Origin of the sequence: Psychrobacter sp. PSP (assembly GCF_024085615.1) — a bacterium.
GTDB classification, from domain to species: domain Bacteria; phylum Pseudomonadota; class Gammaproteobacteria; order Pseudomonadales; family Moraxellaceae; genus Psychrobacter; species Psychrobacter pacificensis.
On the sequence record NZ_JABLTF010000016.1, the window covers coordinates 255,351 to 272,397 of the forward strand.

The 17,047-nt window shown below is 46.0% G+C and carries 15 protein-coding genes; 8 read left to right on the forward strand and 7 right to left on the reverse strand.

The features are described from left to right. The first annotated feature begins 154 nt into the window (after window positions 1-154). Window positions 155-604, forward strand: a complete 450-nt coding sequence (locus HL061_RS07140; RefSeq protein ID WP_058025631.1) for a GatB/YqeY domain-containing protein — start codon at window positions 155-157, stop codon at window positions 602-604. Between the two features lie 104 nt (window positions 605-708). Here HL061_RS07140 and HL061_RS07145 read toward each other — a convergent pair whose 3' ends face one another. Continuing rightward, the gene (locus tag HL061_RS07145; protein ID WP_227517119.1) at window positions 709-2,247 is read right to left on the reverse strand and encodes a M48 family metalloprotease; all 1,539 of its coding nucleotides are present in this window, start codon (window positions 2,245-2,247) and stop codon (window positions 709-711) included. Between the two features lie 476 nt (window positions 2,248-2,723). Between HL061_RS07145 and HL061_RS07150 the strand changes: the two genes are divergently transcribed. From HL061_RS07150 to thiS, 4 genes are all read left to right on the forward strand, one after another. Further along, entirely contained in the window at window positions 2,724-3,191 is a 468-nt protein-coding gene (locus HL061_RS07150; protein ID WP_252962667.1) for a sulfurtransferase TusA family protein, read from the forward strand. Between the two features lie 241 nt (window positions 3,192-3,432). After that, complete coding sequence (gene rpoH, locus HL061_RS07155) at window positions 3,433-4,296, forward strand: RNA polymerase sigma factor RpoH (RefSeq protein WP_201587611.1); 864 nt, start codon at window positions 3,433-3,435, stop codon at window positions 4,294-4,296. A gap of 24 nt (window positions 4,297-4,320) precedes the next feature. Further along, window positions 4,321-4,695 (forward strand): DUF423 domain-containing protein, encoded by a 375-nt coding sequence (locus tag HL061_RS07160; protein WP_252962668.1) that lies wholly within the window; start codon window positions 4,321-4,323, stop codon window positions 4,693-4,695. 130 nt (window positions 4,696-4,825) lie between these two features. Further along, window positions 4,826-5,026 (forward strand): sulfur carrier protein ThiS, encoded by a 201-nt coding sequence (thiS, locus tag HL061_RS07165; protein ID WP_058025626.1) that lies wholly within the window; start codon window positions 4,826-4,828, stop codon window positions 5,024-5,026. A 228-nt stretch (window positions 5,027-5,254) separates the two neighbouring features. Here the strand turns inward: thiS and raiA are convergent, their stop codons facing one another. Together raiA and rpoN are read right to left on the reverse strand one after the other, a co-directional pair. Beyond that, window positions 5,255-5,635 (reverse strand): ribosome-associated translation inhibitor RaiA, encoded by a 381-nt coding sequence (raiA, locus tag HL061_RS07170; protein ID WP_252962669.1) that lies wholly within the window; start codon window positions 5,633-5,635, stop codon window positions 5,255-5,257. 359 nt (window positions 5,636-5,994) lie between these two features. After that, entirely contained in the window at window positions 5,995-7,641 is a 1,647-nt protein-coding gene (gene rpoN / locus HL061_RS07175; RefSeq protein WP_071002424.1) for an RNA polymerase factor sigma-54, read from the reverse strand. Window positions 7,642-7,939: 298 nt separating this feature from the next. Here rpoN and HL061_RS07180 point away from each other — a divergent pair, with 298 nt between their 5' ends. Then, the gene (locus HL061_RS07180) at window positions 7,940-8,839 is read left to right on the forward strand and encodes a nitrilase-related carbon-nitrogen hydrolase (RefSeq protein WP_071002426.1); all 900 of its coding nucleotides are present in this window, start codon (window positions 7,940-7,942) and stop codon (window positions 8,837-8,839) included. A 42-nt stretch (window positions 8,840-8,881) separates the two neighbouring features. Here the strand turns inward: HL061_RS07180 and HL061_RS07185 are convergent, their stop codons facing one another. The 4 genes from HL061_RS07185 to HL061_RS07200 all read right to left on the reverse strand — a co-directional run bounded on the left by HL061_RS07185 (window position 8,882) and on the right by HL061_RS07200 (window position 12,792). After that, complete coding sequence (locus tag HL061_RS07185) at window positions 8,882-9,907, reverse strand: tyrosine recombinase XerC (protein ID WP_071003710.1); 1,026 nt, start codon at window positions 9,905-9,907, stop codon at window positions 8,882-8,884. 46 nt (window positions 9,908-9,953) lie between these two features. Beyond that, on the reverse strand, window positions 9,954-10,841 hold the full coding sequence (gene dapF, locus HL061_RS07190) for a diaminopimelate epimerase (protein WP_071002428.1): 888 nt from the start codon (window positions 10,839-10,841) through the stop codon (window positions 9,954-9,956). A gap of 213 nt (window positions 10,842-11,054) precedes the next feature. After that, window positions 11,055-12,431: a diaminopimelate decarboxylase gene (gene lysA / locus HL061_RS07195; RefSeq protein WP_071002430.1), complete on the reverse strand. Its 1,377-nt coding sequence runs from the start codon at window positions 12,429-12,431 to the stop codon at window positions 11,055-11,057. Between the two features lie 46 nt (window positions 12,432-12,477). Continuing rightward, entirely contained in the window at window positions 12,478-12,792 is a 315-nt protein-coding gene (locus tag HL061_RS07200; RefSeq protein ID WP_071002432.1) for a lipoprotein, read from the reverse strand. 722 nt (window positions 12,793-13,514) lie between these two features. Between HL061_RS07200 and HL061_RS07205 the strand changes: the two genes are divergently transcribed. Together HL061_RS07205 and pta are read left to right on the forward strand one after the other, a co-directional pair. Continuing rightward, window positions 13,515-14,747, forward strand: coding sequence for an acetate kinase (locus HL061_RS07205; protein ID WP_071002436.1), 1,233 nt, complete (start codon window positions 13,515-13,517; stop codon window positions 14,745-14,747). A gap of 134 nt (window positions 14,748-14,881) precedes the next feature. Further along, window positions 14,882-17,029, forward strand: coding sequence for a phosphate acetyltransferase (gene pta / locus HL061_RS07210; RefSeq protein WP_071002438.1), 2,148 nt, complete (start codon window positions 14,882-14,884; stop codon window positions 17,027-17,029). Window positions 17,030-17,047: the final 18 nt, after the last annotated feature.

The window sequence follows — 17,047 nt, forward strand, 5'->3', positions numbered from 1 at the left end:
CATCGATATCAGTGGCGTTTTTTATGCTACAATTTTCGTTGTTACTGCTGACGCAATTTTTTATCAAAGCCCGCTCTCAGCAGGTTTTACCCAAAAAAACTTATTAAACAGTACCCAACAAATAGCATTTAACAAACGAATAAGGATAATAGCAGTGAGCCAACTTAAACAGACGTTATCAGACAACATCAAAACTTCTATGAAAGCTCGTGAGCTTGAGCGTGTCAAAATACTGCGCAACGTACAATCAGTCGTCAAACAGATCGAGATCGATCGTCAGACAGAGCTTGATGACGCGCAAGTATTAGAAGTGCTACAAAAGCAGCTCAAACAACGTCAAGAGTCGCTCACTATTTTTACAGAAAATGGTCGTGATGATTTGGCGGCCAAAGAGCAGTTTGAGATTGATATTATCAATGAGTTTATGCCACAGCAAATGAATCAAGATGAAATCATGGCATTGGTCAACGCGGAAATCGCAGAGCAAGGTGCCACTTCTATGCGTGATATGGGCAGCGTGATGGGTGTACTGAAAAACAAGACCGCTGGTCGTGCTGATCCTGCGTTGATCTCTAAAATGGTTAAAGATGCGCTACAAGGCTAATTTTTCGTTTTGGGTAGCAAGCCGGCATATGAGCTGCTATTACTGAAAATGATGTTGTCGAGCGCACCTGTTGTTGTACAAAAAACTGACTATTTACAAACCGCCTAAGGCTCAAAGTCTTTGGCGGTTTTTATTGCTTTGATTTCTGCATTGATATTGGCTAGCAATGGGCGCGCACTATTGCTTTGTGCTGTGGCTTGCAGGTTTTCAGTCAATTGCTTGGCCTGCGTCAGTGATGTCAACGCACTCTCATAGCGCCCATTCCAAAGTTGATCATAACTGCGATAACGCAATGCGTTGATCGTTGCAATATTAGCCAGTTGTGGTGACGTTGCGGTTTTAGCGAGCTTTTCATTAGCAAGCTGCAGACTTTGCCATGCATAGTGATCGCTTGGTTGTTGCTCTGTGAGTGGTTTTAGCAGTACTTGTGCCCTTAATGGCTGATTGCTATTGGTCAGTGCTTCCGCCAAATACAGACGCAAGTCACGGCGCTCAGGATACAGACGCTGCTGACTCTCTAAAATATCTGCAGCTTGTTGCCATTTGCCTTGTTCGCTTAAAAGCTGACTATAAGTAATCGATAGTAAAGGTTCTAGGCTTTGACGCTGCGTATTTGGGAGTTTATTAATCTGTGCCAATACCTCATTAGCCTCTTCGATGCGCTGCTGTTCTCCGTACCAACTCACTAAGGCAAGTTTGGCACCCAGACTATTTTTAGCAGCGGTTGTGAGCGTCACTTCAGAAGCATGTTTGCCAGTAGCTTGTACACGCCAATAGAGCAAATCAAACAAGGCTTGATGGCGCTGCTGCTGGCTCAATGACAGTGTGGGATACTGCCCAGCACGGCTCTGCGACTCACTCAGTCGCTCATCACTGAGCGGGTGTGAGCGCACAAAGCTTGGTAAAAAGCGATTTTCAACCTGATTGAGCTGGCTTTGTTGATTCATCGTGGCAAAAAACCGTGGCATTGCCCGAGGGTCATAGCCTGCCTGAGTCATGATTTGCATCCCTACTCGGTCGGCCTCGCGCTCATTGTTACGGCTAAAAGCCATGCTGCTATTCATAGAAGCTGTCTGGCTACCCGCCATTACAGCCGCCGCCGCATCACCATCGACTGCTGATGCGGCAATCGCAGCCAACATACCGCCTACTTGCATCAGTAAGGCTTTTTTGCGCTCGTCTGCGCTGTGCTCATAGTGACGTTGACTGATGTGCGCGACTTCATGGGCGATGACACTTGCCAGCTCATCCATACTTTTGGCGGCCAATATCGTCCCTGTATTGATCCCGATGACTCCACCAGGTGCCGCAAAAGCATTGATGCTGGGATTATCAAGAATAACTAAGCCAAGTGGTGCTTGCTGACGGGCTTGCGCATTCAATCGCCATGTCATGTCTTTTACCGTTTCTTGCACCCAAGGGTCGTGCTCCATTTTGACCCGACCATTGATGTTCTGTAATGACCACTCACCCAGCATTTTATTTTGGTATTGCTCAGCAAAGCTCAGTCCTTGCCCGCGCAAATTGGGTAGCTCTAACGATTGTGACTCTACTGTTTGCCATGAATGATTGGCAAATGGCATAGCTTGGCTATCATCACCATCCTTGCTATGAGCACTTGTAGCAATTACCAGAAATGTCACTGACAGTCCGATTTTGATACTATTTGAAAAAGATAAAACCACAGAGTTGCGGCTATCTGTTTGCCCAAATAGTTTAGATAGCGAGCTTTCCGACAGCTTATTTAACGAATGGCTGGTGGCTTTAATAAGTCGTGGCGGTCTATTAGCGTGGTACAAATTCGTATCCTATCAGATTGTTGACGACGTCTTTTCGACTATACGAGCTTGTTTGTATAAGGTCAATTCTACTATGTGCTTAGCTACCAATCACTCAGCCACCCGTCACGATTGTGCAACATGACTGTGTGATTCTAATGAACCGAACATGGCGTTGATTATATTCAAATGCAATTATACATCGGCTATTTGGTATAATGGTTAAACACAATAATAGTAAGCTCATGGTTGCCGTAAATAGATTGACGATATTCAAAAATAATTGTTAGAGCCTTTTTTGATAAAGAAACCGAAATACTGATACTTGTAAGGTTTGTATTATGTCCGCTGATAGCCAATTACCCATCAAACGTGCATCACACTCTATTTACTTATCAGCGAGCTTATCCGATCCAGAACAGCAAGAGATCAATCATCTGTTAGACTTGTTGCCAGTAGAGAATGATGGCCCAGATGTTGGCACTGAGACGAAAATAGATGAAGAGCAACCTTTACTAAATATCAAGCGTTTCGTCGATGGTCGCGGGCTTGCATGTCCAATGCCACTGCTGAAAACCAAGGTTGCGTTACGCGATGTAGCCGCTGGTGAATCATTATATGTGGTCGCGACAGATCCCAACTCACAATCTGATATCACAGCGTTTTGTCGTCAGAGTCAGCAAACACAAACGGGCGACTACTTAGCGTTAATCGTCAACGAAGTTACTGATTTGTCAGGCAATAGCATATCATTGCAGCGTTTCGCTACAATATATCACTTCATCATTACCAAAACTGATAGCAACTAAACGCTGCTGTCCTTTACAATTACAACTATAGAGATTTTTATCTGACTGTTTGCTTAACTATTTAACCAAGGTCAAGAATATGGCTACTACTACTTCTGATGCTGCGAATGCGAATAAAAAAGACAGCACAGCTCCTATAAAAAACGATGCGCGCGATGCGGCACTAAAAGCCGCAGCTCAGCGCCCACCTTATGATGCCAGTACATTAGGCAATACCAGTACGCGCGATTTGGTGCCAGCAATGCCAACCCATTTGGCAGCGCCGGGGGTTAATCTGGGCGCCTACATCAATACTGTGCATCAAATTCCGATCTTAACGCCTGTACAAGAGCAAGAATTGGCCCATCGCTATTATGATGAGGGCGATGTTGAGGCAGCGCGTCTGCTGGTGATGTCGCATCTGCGCTTTGTCATTCATATTGCGCGCAGTTACTCAGGTTATGGTTTGCCTCAAGCCGACTTAATTCAAGAAGGCAATTTGGGATTAATGAAGGCGGTCAAACGGTTTGATCCGAATAAAGGCGTGCGCTTAGTGTCTTTTGCCGTACATTGGATCAAAGCTGAAATTCACGAATTTGTCATCCGTAACTGGCGTATCGTAAAAGTCGCGACCACCAAAGCACATCGCAAGTTATTCTTTAATTTACGTAGTTTAAAGAAAACCAATAATCAGCTCACGCTAGAAGAAGCAGACGCGATTGCCAAAGACTTGAATGTTACGCGCAAGCAAGTGCTCGAGATGGAGTCACGCCTGACTTCTTATGATGCCTCGTTTGAAGCGCAATCCAGCGACGATGATGACGGTCGCTATGCACCGCAGCTGTTTTTGGAAGATGGCATCGATCCTGCTGAGCAGTTGGAAGAAGAAGACTGGGAAGAAAATAACTCGTCCGCCCTCATCGCAGCTATGGGAACATTGGACGATCGCTCACGTGATATCGTCGAGCAGCGCTGGCTCTCTGAGCAAAAATCCACTTTGCACGAGCTGGCCGCGGTTTACTCTATATCTGCTGAACGTGTCCGTCAGATCGAAAAAAACGCGATGGATAAAATCCGCGATGCCATGACCATTGATAGCGTGATCTTACCAGATGACATTCAGTAGCTCTAAAAAGATACGAGTTTTGCCATGCTAAACTGGATCGGTATTGCCGCGATTAATATGGTTATTGCTGTCGCTTTGGGTGCATTTGGTGCTCATGGTTTGGAGAATATTGTCAGCGCACAACAGCTTGAATGGTGGCATACCGCGACGTTGTATTTGTTCATACATGCGCTGGGTCTATTAGTTGTGGGCTTACTGATACGCTTAAAATATACCACTCAAGCTACGGCTTGGTTATTGCAAATCGGTATTATTATATTTGCCGGTAGTCTATATGCCATGACGCTTGGAGCACCGCGCTGGTTTGGCGCGATTACCCCCATTGGCGGGGTTCTTATGATTGTAGGTTGGTTATGGCTTGCTATCTCTACATTTCGACTTGAGAACTCAATGGATTAATCCATTCTACTCATACCTGCCGAAGATTGATTGATATTATGAGTATAGATACAAATAGTCGCCTATAAGATTAAAAGCATCTATACTGCGGTTAATACAAGGAATCTCAAATTATTAAGGAGGATTTTATATGAGCACCATTAGCGTTAATGGTAAAAACTTACAAACCACTCATCAGACAGTGCAATTAGTCATCAATGAACTTGGACTCAGTCAAGGACGCTATGCCGTTGAAGTAGATGGTGAGCTAACTCCAAAGAGTGAGCTGGCTCAATTGCGTATTGTAGAAGGTATGAATATAGAAGTCGTACAGGCTGTGGGCGGAGGCTAATTTTTTATATTTCAGTCTGTCATTAGTTTTTATTAATTATGAACTCTTAACCGCATCATTAGAGACGTACTAAAAAAGACCTCAACGTGTCAAACGTTCGAGGTCTTTTTTCTTTTATAGATCACCAATGAATGAAATAGCTGTTTATCAAATTTCTTATTTTTTAGCTCGTTCAGACGCTCTTGATGATTTGATTGCCCACTTAATCAACGTTATTCAAACCTATGATTAAGCTGCTGGTACTGCTTCAGCAGGCGTGGTGTCTTGATAGCGATCTTCACGCCCAGCACCCTGAGTCTTTTTGCGCTCTTGACGGGTCTTGTACTTACGTACTTGTCTATCAAGTTTGTCTGCCATCTCATTAATGGCTTTATACATATCATCTTCTAAGGCTTGGACAAACATTTCTTGACCTGAGACGCGCATAATTGCTTCAGCTTTATGGCTTTTTTTACCGCCATCACTTGCGCCACTATTGTCTAACGATAATATCACTTTAATACTCTGTATCTGATCAAAGTGTCGCTCTACTTTTTCAAGCTTTTCACGAACTGCTGTGTCCATAGCTTCGGTAACACTGATATGGTGACCACTGATAGAAACATTCATATTATTGTCCTTGTATTTGTAACTTACATTCAACAGATGAAGTCGCATTCCTGCTCTTATCATCCTGCCTTACCAATAATCTATCTAATGCCTCTAGTAAGATTTCGACGTATCCTTTTATCGTCTCCTTTATTCATTACAAGTAAATACTATAGATTGGCACTTAGATTTCGTTGTTGGTATGACTCTAATTTGTCATGAAAGAGGGATAGTAGCAAGACGTTAAATTGTAATTAAGTGTAACAATAGCTGTTGTTTCCATCATGTTTCTATATAATCAAAAAATTTTATTTTTTATATCTTGCCACAGAAATGTCAATGATTACTCAAAATTGTTGCAGATGGCTGTATTTAAACGATTAATACTTCTGTTTGCGCTGAGTAGATGAGCCAATATTCATGGCTTCACGATATTTGGCAACAGTTCTTCTGGCAATATCGATACCGTCTGCCAATAATTCTTTTTGAATACGGCTATCCGATAGCGGTTTTTTGGGATCTTCATCAGCGATGAGCTTTTTAATCATGGCACTGATGGCCGTTGATGAGATATCGCCATCCGAACTGCTGACGTGAGAAGAAAAAAAGTGCTTTAGTGAAAATAGTCCTTGCGGTGTCAAAATCGTCTTACTGGTCGTGAGACGTGAAACGGTGGACTCGTGTAGATTTACTTCTTCTGCGATTGCCTTTAGAATAAGTGGTTGCATGGCCGTTGCACCGTGCTGCAAAAACTCCTGCTGATAACGCACAATGCTAGTGGCTACTTTTAATAGGTTTTGATTGCGCTCCTCAATACTGCGGATAAAGAGGCGCGCATCGGTGAGGTTTTCACGCAGATATTGGTTGTCCGGACTGTCATCACCGCGTTTGACTAAATTGGCATATTCTTGGTTTACTCGCAGCTTCGGCAAGGTGTCAGGATTGAGGCGTACATGCCAACCGTCTTCTAATGCCTCAGTATTGGCAGTGGCTTTACGACTCCTAATGGGTGTGACTAATACATCTGGAATGTCGTAACTGTCGGGCTGCTGGGTATAATCAGGCTGGTTGATCTGAAAGAGTAATCCGGGTGAAGGGTTTAAGGTGCGCAGTAAGTTAAGCGCAGGGGTGATGTTCTCAGGGGCAAGGCCTGTCCGTTCAGTCAGCGCTTTGATATTGTTGCTCACCAAAAGCTCGCCCGCCGTTAGCAGCGCTTTTGCTTCTTTGAGATATGCAGTATTGGCATCTAGCTTGGATAACTGAATCGCTAGGCACTCACTCAAATGACGTGCGCCAACGCCAATCGGATCGCAAGATTGGATCATACGCAATACGGCCATGACCTCGTCGTACTCAACGCGTTCATCCCACTGATAAAAGTTGGCCATGGTATCAAAGCTCTGTAGCAGCTCATCGATATCAATTCGTATGAATCCCATGTCGTCCATAGAGTCCATCAAATACTCTGCAATCAATGTGTCCGTCTCTGATAGGCGCTTAAAGTTGAGCTGCCAACGTACGTGATCTTTGATAGTCGACGAAGTACCGCCCTGATAACTATCAAAATCCTCATCGCCTCTATTATTGCCTGCGCCTGTTGATGTCGAAGCGTAATTCTCTTTATCAAAGCTGCTAGCATCGAAGCTATCAGTGTCAAAACTGCTATCACTATCCATCGCTCCATCATCAATACGAGATTGCTGCAGTTTCTCCCAGCTGTCAGTGCTATCGTCACCATAGTCTGTATGGTTATCAGATCCTGCGCTAGATGCGTCACTGCTGCTTTGGTTCCAGCTATCAAGTGTTAATGACTCGCTTAGCTCATCTGCTCTATCGTCACGGTTATTCTCGTACTCGTCATCATCCTCTTCGATACGTTCAAGCAGCGGATTACTATCCAGTTTGGCTTGAACCTCTTGTGCAAGCTCAAGACTAGAGAGCTGCAGCAATTTAATGGCTTGCTGCATTTGCGGTGTCAGTTTTTGTGAGGTGCTTAGCGTGCTCGCCAATCCGAATGACATACTCATGGGCGGCTTATTACACTCCAGTCTTGGTCATATTGTATTTATTTTGCCAATTAAGGCGATGATGTCACCTTAACAGGACATGACGATAGCATTTTTTATCACAATTTTGCTACGTTAATTTATATCCTATCCAGATACGATTGGTATGTTTGTGATACAAATTTAGCATGTTTGCCTTAATAACCAACCGATAACTATGAATGGTTTGTTCAGCGTCATCAACATTTTATAATAAAAAACGTCATAAAAAATTGTCATGAGCAGCCATCAAGACTTACCCGTCACGGAGAATATTGTCATGACTGACACAACAATGCCCTCTCAATTTAGCACAGCTGCCATTCAAATGAACAGCCAGCAAGACATCGATAGCAATTTAGCGAATATAAAAGCGGCGATCATTGATGCCAAATCGCAAGGTGCTAAACTCGTTGTCGTACCTGAAAACTGCTGTAGCATGGGCCAGCAGTTTGCGACTGCAGAGCGTTTTGACGCGCTATCAGCGACGATGGCAGAGTATGCCCGCACTCATAATATATATCTACTGGCAGGCTCACTGCCTTGCCCTTATCGGCCTGATGGCATGATCGTTCCTGATGGTCGGCTGCGTCAAGTCAGTCAGTTGTTTGCGCCAGACGGGTCGCGAGTGGCACGATACGATAAAATTCATCTGTTTACCGCGACTGTGGCTGATAAGCAAGGCAGCTACAATGAAGCGGCGACGTTTGAGCCGGGCACGCAGACCGTGGTTGCGCCTCTTGAGTCAGAAGGCTCTGTCTATCAGTTGGGTATGATGGTCTGTTTTGATTTGCGCTTTCCTGCTTTAGCGCAGCGCTTACGTCAAGCAGGTGCTGATATATTAAGTGCACCGTCTGCTTTTACTTATCTGACTGGACAAGCGCATTGGTCGCTATTGTTACAGGCACGTGCTTTGGACAGTCAGTGCATGGTGATCGGTGCAGCACAGGGCGGCGATCATGCATATAAAGATGGCAATACTCGCCAGACGTGGGGACATACTACCATTACTGCTTTTGATGGCAGCGTTATTGCGAGCCATGATAGCAGTGAGCTAAATCTGTCTACGACATCTGACATAGATAAAGGATACGCCATCGTCATGGCATCATTAGACAAGCAAGCTCAAGTGCAAGGTCGACAGAAATTACCTATCTTTGATTGTCATCGTTTGGCATAACTTAAGAAGTCCCGTAGATTGCTTAAACCATAGATTACTCAATTAGGTAGGATTTTCATCATTTTGAGTGTGGGTGGCTCGTGGATGGGCGCGATCATAGACTTGTGTTAATTTGGCAAAATCAACGTGGGTGTAAATTTGCGTGGTACTGATATCGCTATGTCCTAACATCTCCTGCACGGCACGCAAGTCACCACTACCTGACAGCATGTGTGAGGCAAAGCAATGACGCAGTAGATGTGGATACATGTTTTGCGCAATACCTGCGCGAGTCGCCGCAACTTTTAGACGCTGCTGTACTGCTCGCGTCGATAGTCTGGTGCCGAGTTTTTCGCTAATGAACAAGGCGCTGTCCATCTGTTCGACCCATAGATTGCGATGCTGTAGATAGCGTGTCATCGCCTCTGCTGCCTTTGCACCTAATGGTACTAAGCGGGTTTTATTACCCTTACCAGTGACTCGCACCCGTAAATCAGACAAGTCCACATCAGCCATATCGAGTGCGACCAACTCGCCAACACGTAGACCACTACTATAGAGCAGCTCAAACATGGCTTTATCACGCAACCACAAACGCGCCTGCTCTGGCGTATCAGGGATTTGTTGATCGAGTAACTGCGTCAATAAATCCACATCAGCGATAGAGGGTAATGGTCTAGGGCTACGCTTGAGCTGATAGCCGGTCGTTGGATTGATACGCGCCAAATCCTCCTCTATGAGCCAACCATAAAAATGCCGAATCGCTGACAGCTCTTGCTGAACGCTAGCAAGCGCAAGCTTGTCTTCATCGAGACGCTGACTAATATGCTGAGCCAGTTGGCGCTTATCACAACGCGTCCACGTCAGACGCTTACCGCGTAAGAACAGTGCCAGTTGGTTTAAGCCAGCAAAATAAGCGGTCAGCGTATGCGGCGAGTGATTACGCACAGACAGCGTATTGAGCCAACGATGGACAGGTGCTAATAACGCTCGTAGCGCAGCATCTGACTCTATATTCGCCGCCAGCTCAGCTGATAGCCAAGGTGCCGTTTGCGTTGTCTGACCGTCTTGATGAGTGGACATAACCATATCAGAAGCACCCATGTTATTGATATCATTTTTCTAAAGACAGATATCAGCCTTCAGAACTTGGCTTAATACCTGCTTGCGCCATCAAACCATCTGGACTAAAGACTCCTTCATAAACAAAAGCAGTCGGACCTGTCATCATAACTGAATAGCCAGGCTGCCACTTGATGATCAAGCTGCCACCATAGAGCTGCGCGCGCACTTCTTCGCCTTCATCGAGCCAGCCCTCTCTTATACCGACTGCAACTGCTGCACAGGCGCCCGTGCCGCAAGCTTGCGTCTCGCCCACGCCGCGCTCATACACACGCAGACGAATATGACGCTGGTTCATCACTTGCATAAAGCCCACGTTGACGCGATCTGGGAACGCTGGATGGGACTCAATGGCCTTGCCTAACGTCTCAACCTCAGCGTCAAGCACGTCATCAACTTTGATAACGGCATGTGGGTTGCCCATATTAGCGACATATAGCTGTACAGGTGTGCCATTGACATCGAGGTGATAAGTGTTTTGGATTTTGGTCGTGGCTCTTGGGCTAAAGGGAATCTCATTTGGCTCAAACTTGGGCTTACCCATATCGACTTCTACCCAACCAAACCGATCAGTGGTCAAAGAGATAATGCCGCTCGCCGTCTCAACCCGTAGCCGCTGCTTAAATGACAGTTTACGTGCTTGGACAAAACGGGCGAAACAGCGCGCACCATTGCCGCATTGCTCCACCTCGGTGCCATCCGTGTTAAAAATACGGTAACTAAAATCAACATCGGGGCGCATCGGTGGCTCGACCACAAGCAGTTGATCAAAGCCAATACCTAGGTGGCGATCTCCCAATAACGCTACCAACTCCTTGGTCAAATCTAAGCGCTGGGTCACCAAATCGATAACCATAAAATCATTGCCCAGCCCATGCATTTTAGTAAATTCTATTAGCATATCTTTGATGTCCTATCCTATTTTTATGTATGGCTTATATTAGCACGCTGTCAGATACAATCATAATTATCACCGCTATCAAATACTAACTTATCGTTATACCTCAAACTCGATATACCCCATTCGAGTTTGCCATAAAAAACCCACCGTTATTATCACAGTGGGTTTTATTTATTATGCAAAAACAGTGTCAGTGTTGGCGTGTTGGCGGCTTTATTTATCCTGCCACAGTATTTCGTCAGCATACAATACTTCAACCGTTTCACGTTTGCGGATGAGCTGATGGTTATTGCCTGATACCATCACTTCGCTGGCACGCGGACGCGAGTTGTAATTACTACTCATAGTAAAGCCATAAGCCCCTGCGCCCGTCACTGCCAAGACAGCTCCTGCCTCTAATGACAGTAAGCGATCTTTTGCTAAAAAATCCCCTGTCTCACAAATCGCGCCAACGATGTCCCACGGCTTTGTACCATTTGTATCAATACCATCGCTCGGTAATGTACTTGGAATCACGGCCATTTCAGCTTGATATAAAGCAGGACGAATCAGGTCATTCATCGCAGCATCGACAATCGCAAAGTTCTTATGCTCAGTCGGCTTAAGTACATCGACTTGCGTCAATAGCACACCAGCATTGGCAACGATACTACGACCTGGCTCAAAGAATACGGTCAAACCAAGCTCGCTAAGCTTTGGTAATAAAGCCTCGGCAAACTCATCGATAGACACGGGCGTCTCATCAATATAACGCACGCCTAGACCGCCACCCAAATCAATATGACGCAGCTCAATACCATGATCGCACAGGCTATGTATCAGCTCAATGACTTTATCTAGTGCGGCGACAAACGGCGCGACTTCCGTCAACTGCGAGCCAATGTGACAATCAATACCAACGATATCAATATGTGATAAATCCGCCGCTTGCTGATAGACCGCTAAGGCGTCTTCGTGGGTAATACCAAACTTGTTGTCTTTAAGACCTGTTGAGATATACGGATGCGTCTTGGCATCGACATTTGGATTGACGCGTAATGAGATTGGCGCGCGTTTATTCAGTGCTGCCGCTACCTCGTTGATCAAGGTCAGCTCACTGATCGACTCGACGTTAAAGCAGCCAATACCTTGGGTCAGTGCGTATTCGATATCGCCGTAAGTTTTGCCAACACCTGAGAAGACAACGCGCGACGCGGCGCCGCCTGCAGCCAGTACGCGCATCAGCTCACCATGAGAGACGATGTCAAACCCAGCACCTGCCTGCGCAAGCACCCCAAGCACTGCAAGATTCGAGTTTGCTTTTACCGCGTAGCATACCTGATGATCGAGACTGGCAAAGCTATCGGTATAGGCTTGATAAACATCCAGTATCGCCTGCTTTGAGTAGACATAGCATGGCGTACCATATTGTTTTGCCAACTCATCAACACTAACCTGCTCCATATATAGCGCGTCGTCGCGATAGCTTAGCGCGGGCAGATGAGCGCTCAACGCTTTAGGATCAACATATAGACCGTGCTCAGTTTGGATAGTGACAGATTCGCCAGTAGCAACATCGGTTACGTCAGCAGGTAGTTCAGAATAACTCATATAAACATCTCTAATATAATCAGGGTATCAAGGGTAAGAATAAACATTAATAATCGTTAGGATCTGTACTCGGCTCGGGCAGTATTTGCTGTTCATCTAGATAGTCATTTTTTTGATAGGTATCATCATCAATACCAGCAAAAGCGGCATCTTGTGGATGGCTCGTACTATTTAGTACAGATGGGCTACCCTTTACCGTTTGGCTACTGGACTTTGGTAAGTACAAAGCGCCTTTTTGCCCGCAGCCTGACAACCCTACCATCATCGCACTGCCAATGACTAAAGTAATAATGGCGCGGCGACTGGCAAGTCTCCATAAGGCGATATACCCAGTTTCTGATGAGCGAAGTATAGTAGACATGGAGTGGATCACCTGTGAGCGTGTAGCGGTGTAAGTGCGATTAAAAATCGTAATAAATAAAGATCGAAAAAGGCAGCCCAAAAATGGCCAATATCAAAGTTTTAATCATAGCATTATGACACAAAGCTGTACGCATACTGAACAGCATTGGCCAATAAATTTGGCTCATAGTGGGGATTGATTTGATGCTTTCATCATAATTTACTGACGGTGTCGCTTGATAATTTGCGCATAAAAACATGTCTGATAGGAATTTGGACAATATTTCTTACAATTTTTGATATTCATAAGGCAGCTCTACAACAGCCAATAATCAATGGCTAAAGTACCTAAGAGCCACTAGCTATAACAGATGTACCAATATTTTGAACGCTTGATAGACACCAATTTTAAACCTTACCATTATCGCGGTATAGCTACAAAAATATGTTACATTATACCGCGGCCTTACGGCTATGCTGAGGCTCAGGCCTACGATTCAGCGGTACTGCTATATAGTAATAAGATACAACCATCAGCCTCAGTATGACTAAGATCGATCATATACTTGTTTGATAGATCAGCATGGATATGGCTAATCTTGTGTTAAATACGATCAATCTATCATCACCTTAATATGAACACGATGCGATGTCAGTGTCGTTTTTATCATAGTAATCTGACGATATGATGATTTTCAACCTACAAAAACCCACCTATAAAAACCAATCTAAGGATAGAGTATGAGCGACAGCCTAACCACCACTTTTGATGATAAGAACTCTGAAACATCAACCCTGACCAGCCCAACCTTGGTTTTAAACTGCGGCTCGTCTTCCATCAAATACGCGTTGATTAGTGATGACAACTCTACTCGTATCACCGGTCTTGCCGAAAACCTAGGTCTCGATACCGCCCGTATTAAGCACACGACCTTAAACGGTGAAAAACTTGAAATCTCTATTCCTGGTGGTCGCCATAAGCTGGCGCTACAAAAAATCCTTGAGCTACTAGAGCAGTACCACTTCATCGCCGTTGGGCACCGCGTGGTACATGGTGGCCGCGAATATTCCAAAGCCGTTCGCGTTGATGAGCATGCGTTAGAAGAAGTGAAGCGTCTCAAAATATTAGCTCCGCTACACAACCCTGCAAACGCACTGGGTATCGAAGCGGTTCAGGCGATCTATCCTGATATGCCGCAAGTGGTGGTGTTTGACACCGCTTTTCACCAAACCATGCCGCCCGTTGCTTTTCGCTATGCGCTACCCAAATATCTATACGAAGAGCATAAAATCCGTCGCTATGGCTTCCATGGCACATCACATGCTTACGTCTCAGAACGCACCAGCCAAATCACTGACGCAAAAGGCCCGCATGGCTGGCTAACAGCACATCTAGGCAATGGTTGCTCAACCGCCGCAGTATACGATGGCAAAAGTCTCGATACCAGCATGGGTCTGACCCCACTTGAGGGCCTTATGATGGGTACGCGTAGTGGCGATGTGGATCCTAGCTTGCACATGCACCTGAAGCGTCAGCTCGGTATGAGCTTAGAAGAAACCGACAAAATGCTTAATAATGACAGCGGTCTACTTGGTATCTCAGGACTGTCTAACGACTTGCGTACCATCGAGCAAGCAGCCAGTGAAGGTCACGAAGATGCCAAGCTCGCTATCGAGATGTTCTGCTATCGTGCTGGTAAATATCTGGCCAGCCTTAGCTGTGCGCTACCAGAGTTTACCGGTATTGTCTTTACTGGCGGTATCGGTGAGAACTCCAACATTACACGTACCAAAATCCTGGCAGTGATGCGTCATTTCGGTATCAAAATAGATGCTGACAAAAATGCCAGTTTGGTTCGTGGTAAAGAAGGCAGCTTCCACGCAGATGACAGCAGTATCGAGTTATGGGTCGTCCCAACTGATGAAGAGTGCCGTATTGCTCAAGAGACTCGTCAGGCATTGAATTTAATATAAGCGTGAGCGTGTTTGATACGCCATATCTATATAATTAACATTTGCTATAAGGCTATGGCGTACATACTCAGCACATTGCTCATTCTGCCAAGGATGAATTGAACTTAATAATAAAATAAACCGTAGGATACACTATGCAGACCATTTTACTTGTTCCCATTAGCCGCGGTATCGGTGTGACATCAGCCGCGCTTGGACTGATTCGCGCCTTTGATTATAACGGTATCAAAGCGGGCTTTATGAAGCCGTTTTTGCAAGACGATACCCTAGATAAGCAGCACAGCTTAGACAGCTCAAGCGCATTGACCATGCATGCCTTTGGTCTAAAGCCGCCCAAATCGATCAGTCGTCAGCACGTCGAGCGGATGTTGGGCGATGGCAACCTTGATGATTTGATGGAAGAAGTGATTGCCAATTATCACACAATAGATGATGGCCCTGACGTCATCATCTGTGAAGGTCTGGTGCCGACCACTGAGACCTCTTACGCTTCACAAATCAACCGCGCCCTCGCCCATGCTTTAGATGCCAAGATCATATTTGTTGGTGCCGCTGATATCAGTCAACCAGCGGCGTTGGCGGACAAGCTTGATGTGCATGCGCGCGAGTTCGGCGGTGTCATGGATGCGCGTACATTAGGCGTAATATTGATGCGGGTACAAGACGTGCCTAATACCTTTGAAAATCAACCAGTCGCTCCGGGTGAGGCGGTCGTCAGCTTAGATCCAACCTTTTTGCAAGAAGTGCAGCGTCTATCGCCTTCGTTCAATACCGACGCGTTTCGCCTCATCGGTGTCGTTCCCTTTAGCGATTCGTTGTCTGTACCGCGCACTTGGGACATTGCCACCGAGCTTGATGCCACTTGGCTTAACGTTGGTGAAGCAAAAACACGTCGTATCAATCGCATCAGTCTAACGGCGCGCTCAGTCGCTCGTGTCAATCAAGTGTTCAAACGTGGTACGTTGATGGTGGTCCCTGGTGACCGCGATGACTTGCTATTGGCCGCAGGATTGGCCTGTATCAATGGTATTCCGCTGGCAGGATTGGTCTTGACAGGTGGTATCCTACCAAGCGAGACCGTAACGGAGCTGTGGCAGTCGGCGCTCAAAACGGGCATCCCTATCATGAGCGTCGAGAGTGACAGCTATCAAACGGTACAGAGCCTTGTCCATATGAGTTCAGAGATTCCAAGTGATGACACCGATCGCGCTGAAGAAGTGGCGCGTTATGTCGCTGCCCATTTGGATTTGAGCTGGATTAAAGAATACTTTAGCCGTAATCATGAACCGCGCTTGTCCCCATCGGCGTTTCGCCATCAGTTGGTCAAAAAATCACAGCACGCTAAAAAACGTATCGTATTGCCAGAAGGTTCTGAACCACGTACCGTCGAAGCAGCCTGTATCTGTCAGAGCCGCGGTATCGCTGATTGCGTACTGCTCGCAAAACGCAGCGATGTCGAACAAGTCGCCAAAAATCGCGATTTGACGTTGCCAGAAGGTCTAGAAATCATCGACCCTGACACCCTTGATATGAGCAAATATATCGCTGCTGTTGTTGAGCGCCGTAAAGGCAAGACTGGCGCAGACGTCGCCGCTGAATATCTAAAAGATACGGTGTATCTTGGCACCATCATGCTACAGCTAGATGAGGTCGACGGTCTGGTTTCAGGTGCGATTCATACCACTGCCAATACCGTACGCCCAGCATTTCAATTAATCAAAACCGCGCCGCAGTACTCGCTCGTATCGTCCGTGTTCTTTATGCTGTTGCCTGAGCAAGTGGTTGTCTATGGTGACTGTGCGATCAATCCTGATCCGAATGCTGAAGAGTTGGCAGAAATTGCCATTCAATCGGCACAGTCTGCTGCTGCCTTTGGTATCGATCCAAAAGTCGCGATGATCAGCTATTCTACGGGCTCATCAGGCGCAGGCGCGGATGTCGAAAAAGTCGCTCGTGCCACCCAAATCGTCCGTGAGCGTGCGCCGAACCTCAAAGTCGATGGCCCACTACAATATGATGCCGCCTCGGTCATGAGTGTGGGCAAACAAAAAGCGCCTGACTCTCCTGTCGCAGGTCAAGCCAACGTCTTTATTTTCCCTGATCTCAATACTGGTAACACCACGTATAAAGCGGTGCAGCGTAGCGCCAATGTCATCAGCGTTGGACCGATGCTGCAAGGTTTGAATAAGCCAGTCAATGACTTATCGCGTGGCGCACTCGTTGATGATATCGTCTATACCATCGCGCTGACCGCTATCCAAGCGTATAGCGACCTGATTTAATCGCTATACGATTTGCCA

What these genes read in the sequence shown, in the direction of transcription:
- raiA (WP_252962669.1), bottom strand. Translation starts at nt 5,635, where the DNA reads ATGAATGTTTCTATCAGTGGTCACCATATCAGTGTTACCGAAGCTATG.
- thiS (WP_058025626.1), top strand. Translation starts at nt 4,826, where the DNA reads ATGAGCACCATTAGCGTTAATGGTAAAAACTTACAAACCACTCATCAG.
- HL061_RS07160 (WP_252962668.1), top strand. Translation starts at nt 4,321, where the DNA reads ATGCTAAACTGGATCGGTATTGCCGCGATTAATATGGTTATTGCTGTC.
- HL061_RS07205 (WP_071002436.1), top strand. Translation starts at nt 13,515, where the DNA reads ATGAGCGACAGCCTAACCACCACTTTTGATGATAAGAACTCTGAAACA.
- dapF (WP_071002428.1), bottom strand. Translation starts at nt 10,841, where the DNA reads ATGCTAATAGAATTTACTAAAATGCATGGGCTGGGCAATGATTTTATG.
- pta (WP_071002438.1), top strand. Translation starts at nt 14,882, where the DNA reads ATGCAGACCATTTTACTTGTTCCCATTAGCCGCGGTATCGGTGTGACA.
- rpoH (WP_201587611.1), top strand. Translation starts at nt 3,433, where the DNA reads ATGCCAACCCATTTGGCAGCGCCGGGGGTTAATCTGGGCGCCTACATC.
- rpoN (WP_071002424.1), bottom strand. Translation starts at nt 7,641, where the DNA reads ATGAGTATGTCATTCGGATTGGCGAGCACGCTAAGCACCTCACAAAAA.
- HL061_RS07150 (WP_252962667.1), top strand. Translation starts at nt 2,724, where the DNA reads ATGTCCGCTGATAGCCAATTACCCATCAAACGTGCATCACACTCTATT.
- HL061_RS07180 (WP_071002426.1), top strand. Translation starts at nt 7,940, where the DNA reads ATGACTGACACAACAATGCCCTCTCAATTTAGCACAGCTGCCATTCAA.
- HL061_RS07200 (WP_071002432.1), bottom strand. Translation starts at nt 12,792, where the DNA reads ATGTCTACTATACTTCGCTCATCAGAAACTGGGTATATCGCCTTATGG.
- lysA (WP_071002430.1), bottom strand. Translation starts at nt 12,431, where the DNA reads ATGAGTTATTCTGAACTACCTGCTGACGTAACCGATGTTGCTACTGGC.
- HL061_RS07185 (WP_071003710.1), bottom strand. Translation starts at nt 9,907, where the DNA reads ATGGTTATGTCCACTCATCAAGACGGTCAGACAACGCAAACGGCACCT.